The sequence below is a fragment of the Jeotgalibacillus malaysiensis genome, from assembly GCF_044789845.1.
Lineage (GTDB): Bacteria > Bacillota > Bacilli > Bacillales > Jeotgalibacillaceae > Jeotgalibacillus > Jeotgalibacillus malaysiensis_A.
On the sequence record NZ_CP085252.1, the window covers coordinates 2,440,001 to 2,456,748 of the forward strand.

The 16,748-nt window shown below is 43.3% G+C and carries 14 protein-coding genes and 1 tRNA gene (1 of these 15 cut by a window edge); 4 read left to right on the plus strand and 11 right to left on the minus strand.

The features are described 5' to 3' along the window. Positions 1 to 359, minus strand: partial view of a DMT family transporter gene (locus LG330_RS13095; RefSeq protein ID WP_404404496.1) — the start only. It extends 526 nt beyond the left edge of the window; 359 of the gene's 885 nt are visible here — the first part of the coding sequence; the start codon lies at positions 357 to 359; its stop codon lies beyond the left edge, outside the window. A gap of 96 nt (positions 360 to 455) precedes the next feature. Between LG330_RS13095 and LG330_RS13100 the strand changes: the two genes are divergently transcribed. Next, positions 456 to 1,142: an MgtC/SapB family protein gene (locus LG330_RS13100; protein WP_404404498.1), complete on the plus strand. Its 687-nt coding sequence runs from the start codon at positions 456 to 458 to the stop codon at positions 1,140 to 1,142. A gap of 65 nt (positions 1,143 to 1,207) precedes the next feature. Here the strand turns inward: LG330_RS13100 and LG330_RS13105 are convergent. Next, a tRNA-Ala gene (locus LG330_RS13105) sits at positions 1,208 to 1,278 on the minus strand. A gap of 100 nt (positions 1,279 to 1,378) precedes the next feature. On the opposite strand from LG330_RS13105, the gene LG330_RS13110 reads away from it, so the two are divergent. Next, positions 1,379 to 2,119, plus strand: coding sequence for an ion channel (locus LG330_RS13110; RefSeq protein WP_404404500.1), 741 nt, complete (start codon positions 1,379 to 1,381; stop codon positions 2,117 to 2,119). Here the strand turns inward: LG330_RS13110 and LG330_RS13115 are convergent. The 3 genes from LG330_RS13115 to LG330_RS13125 form a co-directional block, all read right to left on the minus strand. Continuing rightward, entirely contained in the window at positions 2,112 to 2,513 is a 402-nt protein-coding gene (locus LG330_RS13115) for a YugN family protein (RefSeq protein ID WP_404404502.1), read from the minus strand. The two genes, LG330_RS13110 and LG330_RS13115, sit on opposite strands and share 8 nt — an antisense overlap. An 84-nt stretch (positions 2,514 to 2,597) precedes the next feature. Next, positions 2,598 to 3,947, minus strand: a complete 1,350-nt coding sequence (locus tag LG330_RS13120; protein ID WP_404404504.1) for a glucose-6-phosphate isomerase — start codon at positions 3,945 to 3,947, stop codon at positions 2,598 to 2,600. Positions 3,948 to 4,524: 577 nt separating this feature from the next. Then, positions 4,525 to 5,688, minus strand: a complete 1,164-nt coding sequence (locus LG330_RS13125; protein ID WP_404404506.1) for an iron-containing alcohol dehydrogenase — start codon at positions 5,686 to 5,688, stop codon at positions 4,525 to 4,527. A gap of 139 nt (positions 5,689 to 5,827) precedes the next feature. Here LG330_RS13125 and LG330_RS13130 point away from each other — a divergent pair, with 139 nt between their 5' ends. Then, the gene (locus LG330_RS13130) at positions 5,828 to 6,061 is read left to right on the plus strand and encodes a DUF378 domain-containing protein (protein ID WP_404404508.1); all 234 of its coding nucleotides are present in this window, start codon (positions 5,828 to 5,830) and stop codon (positions 6,059 to 6,061) included. An 83-nt stretch (positions 6,062 to 6,144) separates the two neighbouring features. Here the strand turns inward: LG330_RS13130 and LG330_RS13135 are convergent, their stop codons facing one another. The 3 genes from LG330_RS13135 to pruA all read right to left on the minus strand — a co-directional run bounded on the left by LG330_RS13135 (position 6,145) and on the right by pruA (position 10,324). Beyond that, the gene (locus tag LG330_RS13135) at positions 6,145 to 7,389 is read right to left on the minus strand and encodes a Glu/Leu/Phe/Val dehydrogenase (RefSeq protein ID WP_404404510.1); all 1,245 of its coding nucleotides are present in this window, start codon (positions 7,387 to 7,389) and stop codon (positions 6,145 to 6,147) included. 92 nt (positions 7,390 to 7,481) lie between these two features. Beyond that, positions 7,482 to 8,672 (minus strand): ornithine--oxo-acid transaminase, encoded by a 1,191-nt coding sequence (locus LG330_RS13140; RefSeq protein WP_404404512.1) that lies wholly within the window; start codon positions 8,670 to 8,672, stop codon positions 7,482 to 7,484. 104 nt (positions 8,673 to 8,776) lie between these two features. Further along, positions 8,777 to 10,324: an L-glutamate gamma-semialdehyde dehydrogenase gene (gene pruA / locus LG330_RS13145; protein WP_404409601.1), complete on the minus strand. Its 1,548-nt coding sequence runs from the start codon at positions 10,322 to 10,324 to the stop codon at positions 8,777 to 8,779. Between the two features lie 176 nt (positions 10,325 to 10,500). On the opposite strand from pruA, the gene LG330_RS13150 reads away from it, so the two are divergent. Further along, positions 10,501 to 11,823 carry a helix-turn-helix domain-containing protein gene (locus LG330_RS13150; protein WP_404404514.1) on the plus strand — a complete coding sequence of 441 codons (1,323 nt, stop codon included), beginning with the start codon at positions 10,501 to 10,503 and terminating at the stop codon, positions 11,821 to 11,823. 303 nt (positions 11,824 to 12,126) lie between these two features. Here LG330_RS13150 and yugI read toward each other — a convergent pair whose 3' ends face one another. The 3 genes from yugI to LG330_RS13165 all read right to left on the minus strand — a co-directional run bounded on the left by yugI (position 12,127) and on the right by LG330_RS13165 (position 16,635). Further along, positions 12,127 to 12,507 carry a S1 domain-containing post-transcriptional regulator GSP13 gene (gene yugI, locus LG330_RS13155; RefSeq protein ID WP_404404516.1) on the minus strand — a complete coding sequence of 127 codons (381 nt, stop codon included), beginning with the start codon at positions 12,505 to 12,507 and terminating at the stop codon, positions 12,127 to 12,129. A 77-nt stretch (positions 12,508 to 12,584) separates the two neighbouring features. Then, positions 12,585 to 14,522, minus strand: a complete 1,938-nt coding sequence (locus tag LG330_RS13160) for a hypothetical protein (RefSeq protein WP_404404518.1) — start codon at positions 14,520 to 14,522, stop codon at positions 12,585 to 12,587. Next, positions 14,509 to 16,635, minus strand: a complete 2,127-nt coding sequence (locus LG330_RS13165) for a hypothetical protein (protein ID WP_404404520.1) — start codon at positions 16,633 to 16,635, stop codon at positions 14,509 to 14,511. The genes LG330_RS13160 and LG330_RS13165 overlap by 14 nt, the downstream gene beginning before the upstream one ends. Positions 16,636 to 16,748 lie beyond the last annotated feature (113 nt).

The following is a 16,748-nucleotide window of genomic DNA, read 5'->3' on the forward strand; positions in this document are numbered from 1 at the left end:
ATTTTCTCGTTAAATAAAAAGTATGCGCCTGCAAAAGCAAATAATGGCTGCATCGTGACCAAAACTGTTGAACTTGCAACAGAAGTATACTGAAGTGATTCAAACCATAATATAAAATGGAAAGCTAAAAGTGCACCAGCTGCAGAAGTAATCAGCCAGTCTTTTCTCTTTAACATTTTTAATTCCTTCAAATGACCTTTTAAAAAGAATGGTAACAAAATGAGTGCACTAAAGAACATTCTGTAAAAAGCGATAACGCCCGGCTCACCTGATGAGAGCTTTACGAGAATCGCTGAAAATGAAACTGTTATCACACCAACCACGATTGCCAGTGGTGCTAGCTTCTCTCCAAATTGCATAGTTTAATCACCTCTGCCGCTGTATAATAAAATTAAGCACTGCCATATCCTTACTTTGATCGATTGATTCAATTAATTCAAGGGGGTGTGCTACAAATGATTAATGAAGAACTTTTAATAAAACTGGGGATCACTGCTGTTCTCGGTCTCGTAATCGGTATAGAGCGTGAACTGAAAAAGAAGCCTGTTGGCCTTAAAACGAGCTTAGTGATATCGATCGCAAGCTGCTTATTAACAATTGTATCAATTGAGTCCGCTTATTCATTTAGTGGAGATAATGAAGTAAATATCACGATGGACCCCCTCAGACTTGCAGCTCAAATTGTATCTGGAATCGGATTTCTTGGTGCAGGCGTTATTTTACACAGAGGGAATGATACCATATCCGGTCTGACGACTGCAGCAATTATCTGGGGAGCTGCCGGTGTGGGAATTGCTGTGGGTGCAGGATTTTATATCGAAGCGACGATGGGTGTCATTTTAATTATTGTCAGCGTGGAGCTTCTACCTTTCATATTAAAATGGACAGGACCTTCTCATTTCAGACAAAAGGAGATCTATATTAAGGTAATCCTGGCCACGCCAGCTACCGGTAAAAAACTGCTTGATGACCTGAAGGCTGAAGGTGTGATCATTGAGCAGATGAGATTGAAGGATACAAAAGAAAAGCTTCATATGGTAGAGCTGACAGCCTCCATTCCAATCAAACAAAGTGTAACTGACTTATACAGTTTGTTATCAGTGATGGAGAGTGTTGAAGGTGTGGAGATTGAATCAAGGTAATTGAATAGGTACGCAAACACATTTAAAAACCCTTGAAGCAATATTGCCTCAAGGGTTTTCTTTTATGGAGCTAAGGGGAATCGAACCCCTGACTCCGCACTGCCAGTGCGACGTATTCCCGCTATACTATAGCCCCGCGCAAAAACTATTATACCTCTAATTCACATTTGCGCAATAGATGTCAGAATATTTTTTCTTGCATAAAGGCAATAATGAGTTTGAGGTGAATAAGAATGATGTTTCAGCAATTAAGCAGGCTGCCGAAATGGATGTTTATAGCTTTAGCTGTAGTTGCGTTAATTTTTTGTGGTGGAATTTTGGCTTTCTTAATAGAGCCCGATACTTTTCAAACAGTGGGCGATGGCTGGTGGTGGGCACTCGTGACGATCTCAACACTTGGGTATGGAGATCTTGTTCCTGTAACGACTGAAGGAAGACTGCTCGCAGCCTGTCTGCTGGTAATTGGTGCCGGATTACTTTCGAGTTACTTTTTTATGTTTGCAGCTTTTGTTCTCCAATCTCATCAATCCTTTAGGGAAGGTGCAGCGACCATTTCAAAAAAGAATCATGTGATTGTTGTTGGGTGGAATGCGAGAGCAAGCTATATTCTTTCCCGCATAAATGATGACGCAATTATTATTGATCACACATTGACGACTCATCCACTGTATGACCAGAGGCGGGTTGATTTTATCAAAGGAGTTGCCTATCAGTCATCTGTGTTGCATAAGGCCTGTGTTGAAACAGCAAAAGAGCTGATTATTACAGCTGATCAACATCTTAATGAAGAAGCTGCTGATACCCATACGGTTTTAACGATCCTGACAGCAAAACAGATGAACCCTTCTATCCATTGTGTAGCAGAACTGATCTCAACTCAGTTAAAAGAACAGGCAATATCAGCCGGGGCTGATGCAATTATCCAGACAAAGCGGGTGATTGGAGAAGCACTTCTCAGTAAACACCGGACTAACTGAGAAGTCTCTCCGCTCTATCAAGCGCAGCCTGTCCCTGATCAATTTGTTCAGAAGAAACCTCAGCGTCCTTATCTTCAGGGGATTGAAATTGGTTGAATGCAGCTGATACTGCACCCGAGGAAGAATCCTGGTCCCGGTCCGGATCGTATTGATGACATAATAAGAAAGGCTGCAGCATTCTCACTGTACTATCATTCTTATCAAGTTCTCCCCCTTCTGCTTCAAAAGGCAGTCTGAGATAAAGGTATTCTCCTTCCTGACTCAGGAGCAAATCGAAATATCCATGATCATATTCCCAGCCACCACCTATTACATAGCCCTCTTTTTTCAAACGATCCTCAAGCAGTACAAGCGGAAACTCTTTTCCTTCTAAAGATGATTGAAACGTATACATCTCCCACACTCCTTTTAGCGTAGGATATCCACCGAGAAGAGTTTGTATGCAAAAGGCTGCCCATAGCAGGCAGCCTTTCAACGATTATTTTAAACGCTTCTCAAGCTCAGCTTTCTTTTCTTCAAAGCCGGGCTTTCCAAGTAATGCGAACATATTTACTTTGTATGCTTCAACACCAGGCTGGTCAAATGGATTTACGCCGAGGAGGTAGCCGCTCACTGCGCATGCCTTCTCGAAGAAGTACACCATATAACCGAATGTGTAAGCATCCATTGCAGGAATTTCAAGAATTAGGTTTGGTACACCACCGTCAGTGTGCGCGAGCAGTGTGCCTTCAAATGCTTTGTTATTAACAAAGTCTACTGTTTCTCCAGCCAGGTAGTTCAGTCCGTCAAGATCGCTTTCTGCTTCTTCGATCGTCAGTTCGTGACGCGGGTTTTTCACCTTCACGACTGTTTCAAAGATATCGCGGCGACCTTCCTGAACATACTGACCCAGTGAGTGAAGATCTGTAGAGAAGTTTGCTGATGCAGGGAAAATACCTTTTAAATCCTTGCCTTCACTTTCACCAAACAGCTGCTTCCACCATTCATTGAAATACTGAAGACCCGGCTCATAGTTGATCAGCATCTCAACTGTTTTTCCTTTGTTATAAAGGATGTTGCGGATTGCTGCATACTGATAAGCGCCGTTCTCTGAAAGCTCAGAAGAACTGTATGCTTCACGCGCATCAGCAGCACCTTTCATCATTGCTTCGATATCGATACCTGCTGCAGCGATTGGCAGAAGTCCAACTGCTGTCAGCACAGAGTAACGGCCTCCAACATCGTCAGGTACAACGAACGTTTCGAAGCCTTCTTCTGATGCAAGTGTTTTTAAAGCACCTTTTTCTTTATCAGTAGTTGCATAAATACGTGATTTTGCTTCTTCTTTACCATACTTTTCTTCAAGCATCTTTCTAAAGATACGGAAAGCAATCGCAGGTTCTGTTGTTGTGCCAGACTTGGAAATGACGTTGATTGAGAAATCTTTCCCTTCAAGCAGATCCATCAGGTCTCTCATATATGTAGAGCTGATGTTGTTGCCGACGAATAGAATCTGTGGTGATTTTCTCTGATCTTTAGATAATGCATTGTAAAAGCTGTGGTTCAGCATTTCAAGCGCAGCACGTGCACCCAGATATGAACCGCCGATTCCAATGACTAATAACACGTCAGAATCTTTACGGATCTTTTCTGCTGACTGCTGAATACGTGAGAATTCTTCTTTATCGTAGTTAACCGGAAGATCTACCCATCCTAAAAAGTCGCTTCCTGCACCTGTTCCTTCGTGAAGTGCATCATGAGCCTGTGAAACTGCACCCTGAAGATACGTCAGTTCATGTTCACCAAAAAATTCAAGTGCATTTGAATAATCAAAACGAATTGATGTCATATCGTTTTATCCTCCTTAGTTTTCTCTTTCTTCACTTTATATGATGTCTATTAGAGAATCAAGAAAGGTCCTGATTGTAAACGGATTCATTTAGAAAAAAGTTATTTTTACTTTTAAAATTTGGAACGTGACAGTAGAACGGCTGATTTCCGCTTCAGGCGGAGGCTTTCCGGGCGGCGGGCGCCAAGCCTCCTCAGACTTCGCCTTCCGGGGTCTCGGCTACCCCGCTTTATCGCCCCGGAGTCCCCGCCTTCCGCTCCAATCAACCTGAGTTTATATTTATAAAAAACGAGTAACATGCATTTTAAAACAAAATGATATTCATCAAAATTAAAAAAGATGGAATATTGACACACCTATTCGATAAATTTAACAATATTTTGTTCTATATCTAAGTGCAGCGAAGCGTAAGGCGGCGACTCCGGGACGATTAGTTGGAAGCTGAGACCCCGCAAGCCGCAGGCTGAGGAGGCTCAGCAACAACCGTCCGGAAAGCGTCCGCCTGAAGCGCAGCGAAACGAGTAAAGGGATGAGACAAATTATGTCCCATCCCTTTATTAAATACGTTCATCATCATTTACAGTGACGCAGTCAGAATCTTCACGACATCGTCTTTATTTAACTTCTTAAAGTTACCGAACTCACCGTTGATCATTGCTTTATCTGCCATGAGGTCAACTTTTTCATCAGTGATGTCGTAGTCGGCAAGTGTTGATGGTGCGCCGATTTCTGTCCAGAATTCGCGCAGACGCTGAATGCCTTCTTCACCGATTTCACGGTCAGATTTACCTTCAGGGTCTACATCAAATACGCGGACTGCCATTTGTGCAAAGCGCGCTTCGTTGACTTCAAGGTTGTGCTTCATCCAGTTCGGGAACAGGATAGCAAGTCCGCCGGCATGTGGAATATCGTATACAGCAGATACTGCGTGTTCGATATTGTGGGATGCCCAGTCGCCTCTGTAACCCATTTGAAGCATTCCGTTCAGTGCAAGTGTTCCACTGTAGAGAATTGTTTCACGCAATTCATAGTTTTCAAGGTCAGTGACAAGCTTTGGTGCTGTTTCAATTACAGTACGAAGTACACTTTCAATCAAGCGGTCCTGCACCGGTGTATTTGATACATTGTGATAGTACTGCTCAAATAAGTGACTCATCATATCAACAATACCGTAAATCGTCTGATCTTTTGGTACTGTAAATGTATTTTGCGGGTCAAGAATTGAGAACTGCGGAAATGTTGCAGGGCTCCCCCAGCCGTACTTTTCCTGCGTTTCTTCGTTTGTAATAACAGATCCTGCATTCATCTCAGAGCCTGTCGCTGCAAGTGTCAGTACTGTACCAAATGGGAGTGCTTCGCTTGCGAATGCTTTCTTTGTCACAAGATCCCATGCAGCGCCGTCATACTTGGCACCGGCTGCGATCAGCTTCGTGCAGTCAATGACACTTCCGCCGCCAACAGCAAGGATGAAGTCTATATTTTCTTTCTTTGCAATGTCAATTCCCTTTTCAGCAGTAGTTAGACGCGGGTTAGGCTCAACACCTGAAAGCTCAAAAACTTCAGCATCGATTTCTTTCAACAGGCCTTTAATCTGATCGTAGAGGCCATTCTTTTTTATACTGCCCCCGCCATATACCATTAATACTTTATTTCCGTATTTTGGAACTTCTTCTTTTAATTGTTCTACCTGGTCTTTTCCGAAAATCAATTTCACTGGATTATAAAAAGTAAATGTATCCATTAAAAAGCCTCCTCTTGGTATGCTGTCCACTATTCATTATCTTTGATGAATGGATTGAATGCAATTGAGATGCTTAGGTGGAATAGAGAGGTGCCGGATCGCAAATAATAAAACGATTCCACAGTAAAGGAGGGATATCATGCATACGGTCCAGAGAATCGCATTAGTGCTAACAGTCATTGGCGCACTGAACTGGGGATTGGTCGGATTTTTTGAATTTGATGCAGTAGCCGCACTATTTGGAGGAGTTGAATCATCAGGCGCACGTCTGGTTTATGGATTGGTCGGGATCGCAGGGTTGATTAACCTGGGATTATTATTTAAATCATGGGAGCCTGAGACAATCGAAGAAAGAGATCCTGCGACGGTTTAAAATGTCTTCATAAAATGGAATCATTCCATGACATACACAAAGGGTTGCCCTCATAGAAGGCAACCCTTTGTAAAATCACGATGTTATACCCAGCCTCTGAAACGGCTTGCTTCTGCAGATTTACGCACGCCGACCATGTAAGCTGCAAGACGCATATTTACACGTCTGCTCTGTGATAAGTCGTATACCTGATTAAATGCATCAACAAGCTTCTTTTCGAGCTTTTCATTCACTTCATCCTCTGTCCAGTAGTACCCCTGGTTGTTTTGTACCCACTCAAAGTAAGATACTGTCACACCACCGGCACTTGCCAGAACGTCCGGCACAAGCAAAACGCCGCGTTCATTCAGTCGATTTGTTGCTTCAAGTGTTGTCGGACCGTTAGCCGCTTCAACAACAATAGAAGCTTTAATGTTATCTACATTTTTAGCAGTAATCTGGTTGGAAACAGCAGCTGGAACGAGAATGTCGCACTCGATCTCAAGCAGCTCTTCATTTGATAGTGTATTTTCAAATAGCGTCGTTACGGTACCAAAGCTGTCTCTGCGGTCAAGAAGATAATCAATATCAAGCCCGTCCGGATCATGGATCGCACCATGCGCATCAGAGATCGCAATCACTTTTGCGCCAGCATCGTGCATGAATTTAGCAAGGAAGCTTCCCGCATTACCAAATCCCTGAATAACGACACGTGCGCCTTTAATATCAATGCCGCGTTTTTTCGCAGCCTGGTCAATACAAATTGTTACCCCTTGTGCAGTTGCTTTTTCACGTCCCTGCGAACCACCAAGTACGATTGGCTTCCCAGTGATAAAACCAGGGTTGTTGAATTCATCAATTCGGCTATACTCATCCATCATCCACGCCATAATCTGAGAGTTTGTATACACATCAGGTGCGGGAATATCCTTAGTAGGTCCCACGATCTGACTGATGGCACGTACATATGCACGGCTCAATCTTTCAAGCTCTCCCATTGACATTGTTCTAGGATCACAAATGATTCCGCCTTTTCCTCCGCCGTATGGAAGATCTACAATTCCACATTTCAGCGTCATCCACATCGAAAGTGCCTTTACTTCTTCTTCATCCACATCCGGGTGGAAGCGAACGCCGCCTTTTGTCGGACCAACAGAATCGTTGTGCTGTGCGCGGTATCCTGTGAATACGCGCGTGCTGCCATCATCCATGCGGACAGGCATACGCACAGTCAGAAGGCGCATTGGTTCTTTCATCAGTTCAAAAACTGCATCATCGTACCCCATTTTTGTCAGTGCTTCGTGAATAACCTCTTGTGTAGACGTAAAGAGATTCAAATTTTCTGCCATGATTATTGTTCGCCTCTTTTATTTCAATAGTATGAATCGGCATTATTGTAACACAACCAGCGTATGAAGACGACGGTTTTGTTAACAAAACTTTAAGAAAGAACACGTGTGATTTTTTCGATTGCCCAGTCCAGTTCCTCTTTGGAAATCACGAGTGGTGGTGCGAAACGGATCACTGTTTCATGCGTTTCTTTACAAAGCAGTCCTTCATGCTTCAGGTCTTCACAATACTTTCTCGCCGGCTCTGTCAGTTCCATTCCGATGAACAGTCCGCTCCCGCGGATTTCCTTAATGATCGGGTTATCGATTTTCTTTAAAGCATCCATAAAGTATTGACCCATTTCAAGTGACCGCTCTGCAAGCTTTTCTTCTTTCAGCACTTCAAGAGATGCGATTGAGACCGCACAAGCCATCGGATTGCCTCCGAATGTTGAGCCGTGTGAACCTGGGTTGAATACGCCAAGCACATCCTTATCAGCAACGACGCAGGAAATCGGGAACACGCCACCGCCTAGTGCTTTACCTAAAATGTACATATCAGGATTTACATTTTCCCATTCACACGCAAACATTTTACCTGAGCGGCAAAGTCCGGCCTGAATTTCGTCAGCGATAAACAGGACATTGTGCTTTTCACACAGTTCCTTAGCAGCCTTCAAAAATCCTTTAGGCGGGAACACGATACCAGCTTCTCCCTGGATCGGTTCAATCAGAAATGCAGCTGTGTTTTTCGTAATTGCCTGCTCAAGCGCTTCAAGGTCACCATATGGAATCAGCTTGATGCCTGGCAGCATTGGTCCGAATCCGCGCTGGTATTCTTCTTCAGACGAAAGAGAAACAGCCGTCATGGTACGCCCGTGGAAATTCCCGTGACATGCAATGATCTCAGCCTGATCCTTTTCAACACCTTTTACTTCATAAGCCCAGCGGCGTGCTGTTTTCACTGCTGTTTCCACTGCTTCAGCTCCCGTGTTCATAGGAAGTGCCATTTCCTTGCCTGACAATTCACAGATTAATTCATACCACGGTGCCAGCTGATCGTTGTGGAAAGCACGTGAAGTAAGCGTGACACGATCTGCCTGATCCTTAAGTGCCTGGATGATTTTCGGGTGACGGTGCCCCTGGTTCACCGCAGAGTATGCACTTAGCATATCCATATATTTATTGCCCTCAGGGTCTTTTACCCATACCCCTTCTGCTTCTGAAATGACGATTGGCAGTGGATGATAGTTGTTCGCACCGTAGCGCTCTGTTTTTTCGATAATTGATGTAGAGTTAACCATTTTAAATTCCTCCTAATAAAAAAGGCAGGTAGAGAATGGCAAATACTGCCCTCATTACAGACGCATCTGTTCAATCTCTTACCTGCCGGCTTAGTGTGTAAAGCTTAAAGCATTTCTGAAGTTGTTTTGGCCTGCATGTGAAGAGTCAGGTAATCCGGTCCGCCAGCTTTTGAATCTGTACCGGACATGTCGAATCCGCCAAACGGCTGGTATCCTACGATCGCGCCAGTACAGCCGCGGTTGAAGTAAAGGTTACCAACATGGAAATCTTCACGTGCCTGCTCCTGGTGCATGCGGTTATTTGTAATCACAGCACCTGTCAGACCGTATTCAGTGTCGTTCGCAATATCAATTGCTTCATCAAACGTTTTAGCTTTTGTCATCGCAACAACCGGTCCGAATATTTCTTCCTGCATGATACGCGCTTTCGGATCAACGTCAGCGAATACCGTTGGCTTAATGAAGAAGCCTTTGCTGCTGTCGCCTTCGCCACCTGCAACAAGACGGCCTTCTTCCTTACCAATATCAATATACCCCATAATCTTATCAAATGCAGCCTGATCAATGACAGGTCCCATGAAAGTATCTGGAGATTTTGTTTCACCAAGTGATAGTTCTTTCGTTAATTCAACAACGCGGTCAAGCACCTGATCATAGACATCTTCAAGGACTACTGCTCTTGAACATGCAGAACATTTCTGACCACTGAAGCCGAATGCTGACTTGACAATGGACTGTGCAGCCAGTTCAAGGTCCGCTTCACTGTCAACAACAATTGTATCTTTACCGCCCATTTCTACGATGACACGCTTCAGCCAAACCTGGCCATCCTGCACTTTTGCAGCTCTTTCATAAATGCGTGTACCTACGTCACGTGATCCAGTGAAAGAGATGAAACGTGTTCTCGGGTGGTCTACAAGGTAGTCGCCCACTTCTTTACCGCTGCCCGGGATATAGTTAACGACCCCTTTAGGCATACCTGCTTCTTCAAGCACTTCTACGAATTTCGCTGCGACAACAGGTGTTGTTGATGCAGGCTTCAGAAGAACAGTGTTCCCTGTTACCATTGCTGCAACTGCAGTTCCTGCCATAATGGCAAATGCGAAGTTCCATGGTGAAATGACTACGCCCACACCAAGTGGAATGTAGTGATACTGATTGAATTCACCAGGACGGCTTTCTACTTTCTTACCTTCTTTCATCGCGCGCATTTCGCGGCCATAATACTCCATGAAATCTATTGCTTCAGCTGTATCAGCGTCAGCTTCATTCCAAGGTTTACCAGCTTCCTTTACAAGCAGTGCAGAGAACTCATGCTTGCGGCGTCTTACGATCGCTGCTGCGCGGAAAAGAATATCAGCACGCACTTCAGGCTTCACTTTTCTCCACGTTTTGAACGCTTCATCTGCAGCCTGCATCGCTTTTTCTGCAAGCTCCTGGTTCGCTTTAGATACACGGCCTACAACTTCATCCTTCTTTGCAGGGTTATAAGATACAATTTTGTCTTCTGTCACAACACGCTGCCCATCAATGATCAGCGGATAATCCTGCCCTAAATATCCTTCAACGGTCTTCATACCGTCTTCGAATGCTTTTTTGTTTTCTTTTACTGAAAAGTCAGTAAACGGCTCATGCTTGTAAGGAATCATAATAAACCTCCTAATTGATTAAGTATTTGGGTCTAACGCAAAAAATATTTGCAGTTAGAAAACCCTTACATATATAATAATGCAAAAGATGATTGCATTTTTCAAGTATTTTCTCTTTTCAAATAATTAAAAAGCCAATCCATGTTGCAGAGCTGCATCATGAAAGGAGCGAAAAGACCTTGCACTCAATTCAGCATTCAGCTTTTATTTCATCCATGATTGATGTAATTGATCGCGGTATCCACGTTGTGGATGCGAACGGCAGAACTATTTTTTATAATCAGAAAATGCGCGAAATGGAAGGCACAGGTGACATTGACTTGCTTGATAAACGTCTGCTCGACGTCTTTCAGTTTCATCCTGATGAGCAAAGTACCCTACTCCAGGCGCTGACATTAAAAGAACCGATCCTAAATATCCAGCAGTCTTATTTCAATGTGAAAGGGCATGAAATCACTGCGATTAATGATACGTATCCAATCATTATAGATGGCGCTGTTCTCGGCGCAATCGAAATTGCGAGAGAAGTAACAGCTGTCGAGCACGAGATTACTCCGCATAAAAAACTCTCATCATTTGATCACTGGGCAGGCACTTCCCCTCTTATTCAACAAATGATCGCTGAAGGCAAACGCGCTGCAGAGAGCGATGACTTTTTACTTTTATGCGGTGAAGCAGGGACAGGAAAAGAACTGCTTGCACAAAGTATTCATTTAGAGCGGGGACTGCATGAGAGCAGCTTTATCGGGATTGACTTCAGAAGTTCTTCTGAAGAAAGAAGCGAGCGGTTTATTGAAGAGCTTAAAAGCAACAGTAAAAAAACATTTTTTATGGGGCATGCAGAATATTTACCGCTTCACCTTCAAAAAAGCCTTGCTGAAAGATTACTCGTTGAAAAGCGCAAGCCACGTGAGGAACGGGAACATGTGATTCTGACGCTCAGTGAGGATCCGATCGATGCCATTCAGTCAGGAAAGTTATTAAAAGAACTTTATTATGTCATCAGCGAACGGACTGTTTTTGTCCCGGCTTTACGGGAGCGGAAGGAAGATATCAGCGAGCTCGTTCAATATTTTATTGAACAGTTCAATATCCGTTTTCAAACGGCGGTTTCAGGAACCGCAGGTGAAGTGCTGAAGCTTTTTAGAGAGTATGACTGGCCCGGAAATGTCAGAGAGCTTGAGCATGTGATGGAAGCGTCGATGCTTGCGCTCGGGACCGAAAATCAGGTTTCTTACTCCCACCTCCCCCACTATTTCAGGCTGAAATTCGATGATCCGGCAAGCAGTATGCCTGCACTGGATGGATCAGCTTTTATGGTGAAGGAAGGAAAAGCTTCGCAGACACTCGACAGCTTTTTACATGAGGCGGAATCCTATTATATTCAGAAGTCGCTTCAGTACCATGAGTTTAATATTACGAAAACTGCAGATGCGCTCGGAATGAGCAGGCAGAATCTGCAGTACCGGATGAAGAAGCATGGGCTGAAGGTGAAGGGGTAGGTTGGAAAATTTCGGATCAACGATAGGGTTAAGAGTGATCTGCGGACGTGCCGAATCTTTGCTAAAGGTGATTGAATAAATTGATTGCTGATCGAATAATCTGCATTGCTGATAGATTTCATGACGCCCGCAGTGCCGGACGTCGAAAACAGATAAAAGGTGATTGAAATAACTTTCAAAGGTTAAGCAATTATAGAAAAGGTGATTGAATTATCGCCATCTCCACGCACAAGAACCACCTGCGATCCATACAATTAAAAAAGACTCACGCGGCAACCCCGCATGAGTCTTTTTAACATTCTATTATCGCTTCATGTCAGACTGATCAATCCACTCCTGAAGCTTGTCCTTCAGGCTGTTGAAACCTGTAGTGTCTTCAGTGTGAGATACAGACTTAGAAGGCTGAGCACGGCGCTCTTTGCGCTGTGGCTTTTCAGGTGCTTCTTCAGTCGCACGGATTGAAAGGCTGTATTTACCAGCATTTTCATCAACAGAAAGAACTTTTACGTTAACTTCCTGACCTACTGTAAGGTGGTCGTTAATATCGTTAACGAAACCGTGTGTTACTTCTGAAATGTGTACTAGACCTTGTGTATTTTCATCAAGTGCAACGAACGCACCGTATGGCTGAATTCCTGTAACTTTACCTTTTAGTTCTTGACCTGCTTCGAATTTTGTAGACATAGAAATCTCTCCTATAAACGGTTATTTTTTTATCGTTTTCACGCAATTATTGATTATATCACAAGTCGAATACAAAATCAAAACCACGTTAAATGGTCAGGGTCAAATTCAGCCTTCCACACACCGTTAATTTCCTGCATCACAATCTGGCGTTCTGTGAAATTGTCACCGGATAGTGTGACGATCGCTTTTCCATTTTCATAACTTGTCTGTATGCTTGTAATGTCATTTGCCTGCATCGTAATACCGCTCCACGTTCCTTCATCTGCGTTTTCAAATGTTTCAGGAACGGTCATCATCGCTGCGACCTCCTGATTGTAAAGGACGAGGGAATTAATATAAAGCTGCACAGCTTCTCTCGGAAGGAAAAAGCTGATGTCCTGATCTTCTCCAAATGCATTCAGCATGTTATATCTTTCCCGGAGTGTGTCGTTTAGGGGGAAATAGGTGTCTGCTTTTCTGATCCGGTATGAGACAGGAACAATTGTATATTGATCCCTTACTGCCGTAACTTCATCAGAAATCATAAAATCATTTTGATCAAAAGCCTCATACACACTTGCAACGTAGCGGGCTACAGTATAGTTTTCCTGATTTTCAAATGTGATCATCTGCTGCCAGACATCCTTTACTTCTGATCTCAGCTGACCGGATTCATCTGTAATATCTCTCAAAAAATATTGAAACAGCTGCGTGTGATGAAACAGCAGCTCACTTGATAATGTTTCAGTTCCTGCCGACCGCGCCAGCAGCCTTTCTGTCTGGAGTAGCTTATCTGCAACCTGTGCATACGTATAAGCCGTCTCATTATCTTCAACATAGGGTTGCGCCTTCTGCTCCTGGATCATATCAAGGTATTCATCTGTCAGCAGCCCGTTCATTACACGTTTGATTGCTTCTTCCCCGTAATTCACGTCAAAAGACTGCTGATCAGACAGAACAGTGACTTCGAATCCATTCTGGTTGATTTTATCTATCAGCGTCTGTGCCTCAGTTGAAAATTTAAAATCTGAAAGCTTTGTATCCAGGTCACTCAACTCATCTTCATAGGCTGACAATGCATTTTCATAAAGCTCAATCAACCCTTCAGCATCATAGGTAAATCTTGATAACAGGCAGTCATTTACTTCAAGGATGCCATACGATGTATTGGCTGAAACCCAGGAAGCCGCATCATCCAGCCGACTGATCGGTGTCATCATCCGAGAGGAAATAAGCTGTTCTGTTCTTCTAATTTCACTGAGTGCTGAAGTCCTTTCTTCTTCTGATTCAGCATAGTCTATATATTCCTGAATACTATTTACCTGACCTAACACATTACTGACAAATTCAAGCTGCCACACAGCTTCTGTACTCAGTCCAAGCTCCTCTGAAAGCGACTGCACTTCATCATCAACTGTCTGATTCAGCGCCTCAATCTCTTCTTCGAGCAGCCCTTCAGTCTCCTCCGGTGCAAAAGTCGTCTCTCCTACTTGCTGGTCCGGATTTTGAAAAAGCAACACGCCTGATACTAATACAAAAATCCCTGTTGTAACTAAAAGCCATTTATTAACAGGCGTTCGTTTCGGATCAGGCTCATCTTTCGTTTCCGGCTCAGGTTTTGAAACCGGTAAGACCTCAGGAGGACGTTTCTTCACTTCACCTACCATGATTTGAACCATCCGTTTCAGCTGAGCAGTGGTGAGCTCATAGCCAACCTGCTCTTCCATATTAATCCGGAGCTTTTCCAGCGCCAATTCAGAACTCGAATACTCCGCACTGAAATAAGGAAGAAGTAAAGCTGCCCGGTCGTCAAAATCCAGCTTCTTTACTTCACCCAAGAGCTCTTCATCTTCTTCGTGCTGAAAATATTCACTGTGAGCTGCCGTTTCAGCGTCGCCTGCTTTTCCAATTAAAAAGCTCAGCCGGTCTTCTTCACTCACTAATAGTGCTGCCTGAATGAGATCAGCTCTCTTTTCTTTTGTAATCCCTGCCGCAAATAAAAAATCATTGAATTCCTTTTCAGTCCTGAGCATCTCCCTCATCCTTCTTGTCAATCATATTAAACATTCCGTCACTCGTATATTTCACTTTATATATTTCATCTTCGACAATCATGCTGACATCAATCTGATAGCCATGCATCTGGATGCTGAAGTTGGCTTCTGATACCTCATTGTTTTGGGTTCCACCCGTATAAGACAAGTTGTTAACTGGTTCAAACTCAAAAGTATGTTCACTAATAATTTCTTTAAAACGGGCATTTTCAGGAAGGTCCTCCCCTCCCATTAACGAATAGGCAATCTCGTAATCACCCTGTTGAAGTGCATTGAAATAAAACAGGATTAAGTGCTTCGGGTGCAGAATTTTAAGTGCTTCGACATCCCCTTCAGACACGTACGTGTCGTAAATATCCTTCAGGTAACCTTCAAGCGGCATTTCAACTGCGCTAAAAATCCCTGAATCATGCACCGCTCCCTGCATTTGATAAAACGGTGAAAAATCAATTTCTGACCAGCCATCTGGCATGACAAATCCATATTGTTCACCTATCGTATAGTGAAACGCTGTCATTTCCCGGAGATAAGAATTTTCAAATGTACGATCCTCAAGGATATTTTCCCAGGCTGTCAGCTGATCTTCATTTAACTCAACGTTCATTCTGTTACCGCCTATGTCTGCGCCTCCAATCAGCCTTTTAACTAATTCACTATATTGAAAGCCCAGCCTGTCAGGCAGTCCCTGATACAAATGACCGTTTTCTTCGTCAGATCTGATTTCTTCGCCAAGCTCATAAAGCTCTTTCATCTGCTCCTCGAGATTAAGTGCTTCAGCTGCGTAAAATTCATAATCAGGATCTGTTTGAATTGTATTGTGCTGAAACAGACTTTCGTAAGATAAAGGCATATTTTTCAGGAACTCCTGATGGACAGGATGTATAAATGCCGTTTTTTCTTCAAACACATCTCCACCCATCGTCACTGTAAATTCTGCATTTTCAGCATCATAGTCATAGGTAAATCCATTTGCTTTGATTTTTTCTCTTAACACACGTTCCTTTTCTGGCAGTTCATCATCCTTGTAATAGGATCTGTTCCACGGTGCGATCGAATCGATATTTTCATTAAGCTTTTGTTCGTAAACACTGATCAGGTTCTGCCCTGTATCCATAAACATATCAACTGCCAGATCTGACCGCATGATTTCATGATTCATTTCATACTCTTTTGCCAACTCATAGCCTGCCTCGAGCATCTCCATCGGCGGAAGCATCGTAGTCTCAATTTCCTGTGTCAGCATCGTGAGCATCCGTTCATGATCACTGTGGGTATTTTCATAAAATCCCTTATTGACATCTCTTAGGTATTGCAGCTGACTCTCTATGTTCTGAACAACCATCAGCCTATTCACTTCATCCTCACTAAGTCCCAGCGATTCCGAAAGCTCAATTTTGCGTGTGTTAATCAGTTCATCAAGCTCAGCTAATTTACTCTCTTCATATACAAGCTCTTCATCCTGTTCCTCAGCACTCCCGGAGACTTCTTCTGCAACTTCAGGAATCGGATCATTCAGTAAAAAGATGACGCCTGCTGCAGCTGCGAGAATTCCACCTGCTGCAAAGGCAGGCCATTTGGAGCTTTTCTTCCGCTGTTCAGTTATTTCATCTACATGTTCTACTGGTTCTGGCAATTGCTCAAGGTCGGGTTCCTGTTTTTTATAGGCTTCATCCAATAGCCTTAAAAATTGGCTGATTCGCCCTCTGTCCGTCTGCCAACTTTCAGCCAGTGTATTGATAGCAGCCTGTTCGTGTTTTAAAAATTCCTGATATGAAAGAGAGGTGATGTACTCTGTTTCACTCTCTGAAATTGTATGGTAATGAAATAAAGAAAGACTTGATTTTTGAGTAAATGGAAGTGTTTGTATCGCTTCATGGAGTTCCTGATCATCAGCGTGGGGTGAAACTTTCTCGATTTCATCATGTTCTGATGATCGTGCGAAATGGACTGCTGCTTTTAAAACTGCAGTTCTTGAGTCAAATTGGTCCTGATTTAATGTAGCGAGGTAGGTCTGACGGTGTTCAGACGTGACGCCTAGCTGAAGTAACAGCTGATCGGCTTCAATCAGCCACTGTTTCTTTAACTGATCCATCTTTATCCCCCTGTTCTTCCTACTATTATACAGAAAATTCCGGGACGTTTTAGGTGTTTGAAGGAATTTACAGAACATTTTAAATCATATTTTTGAAAAAAGTCTTTTCAGCT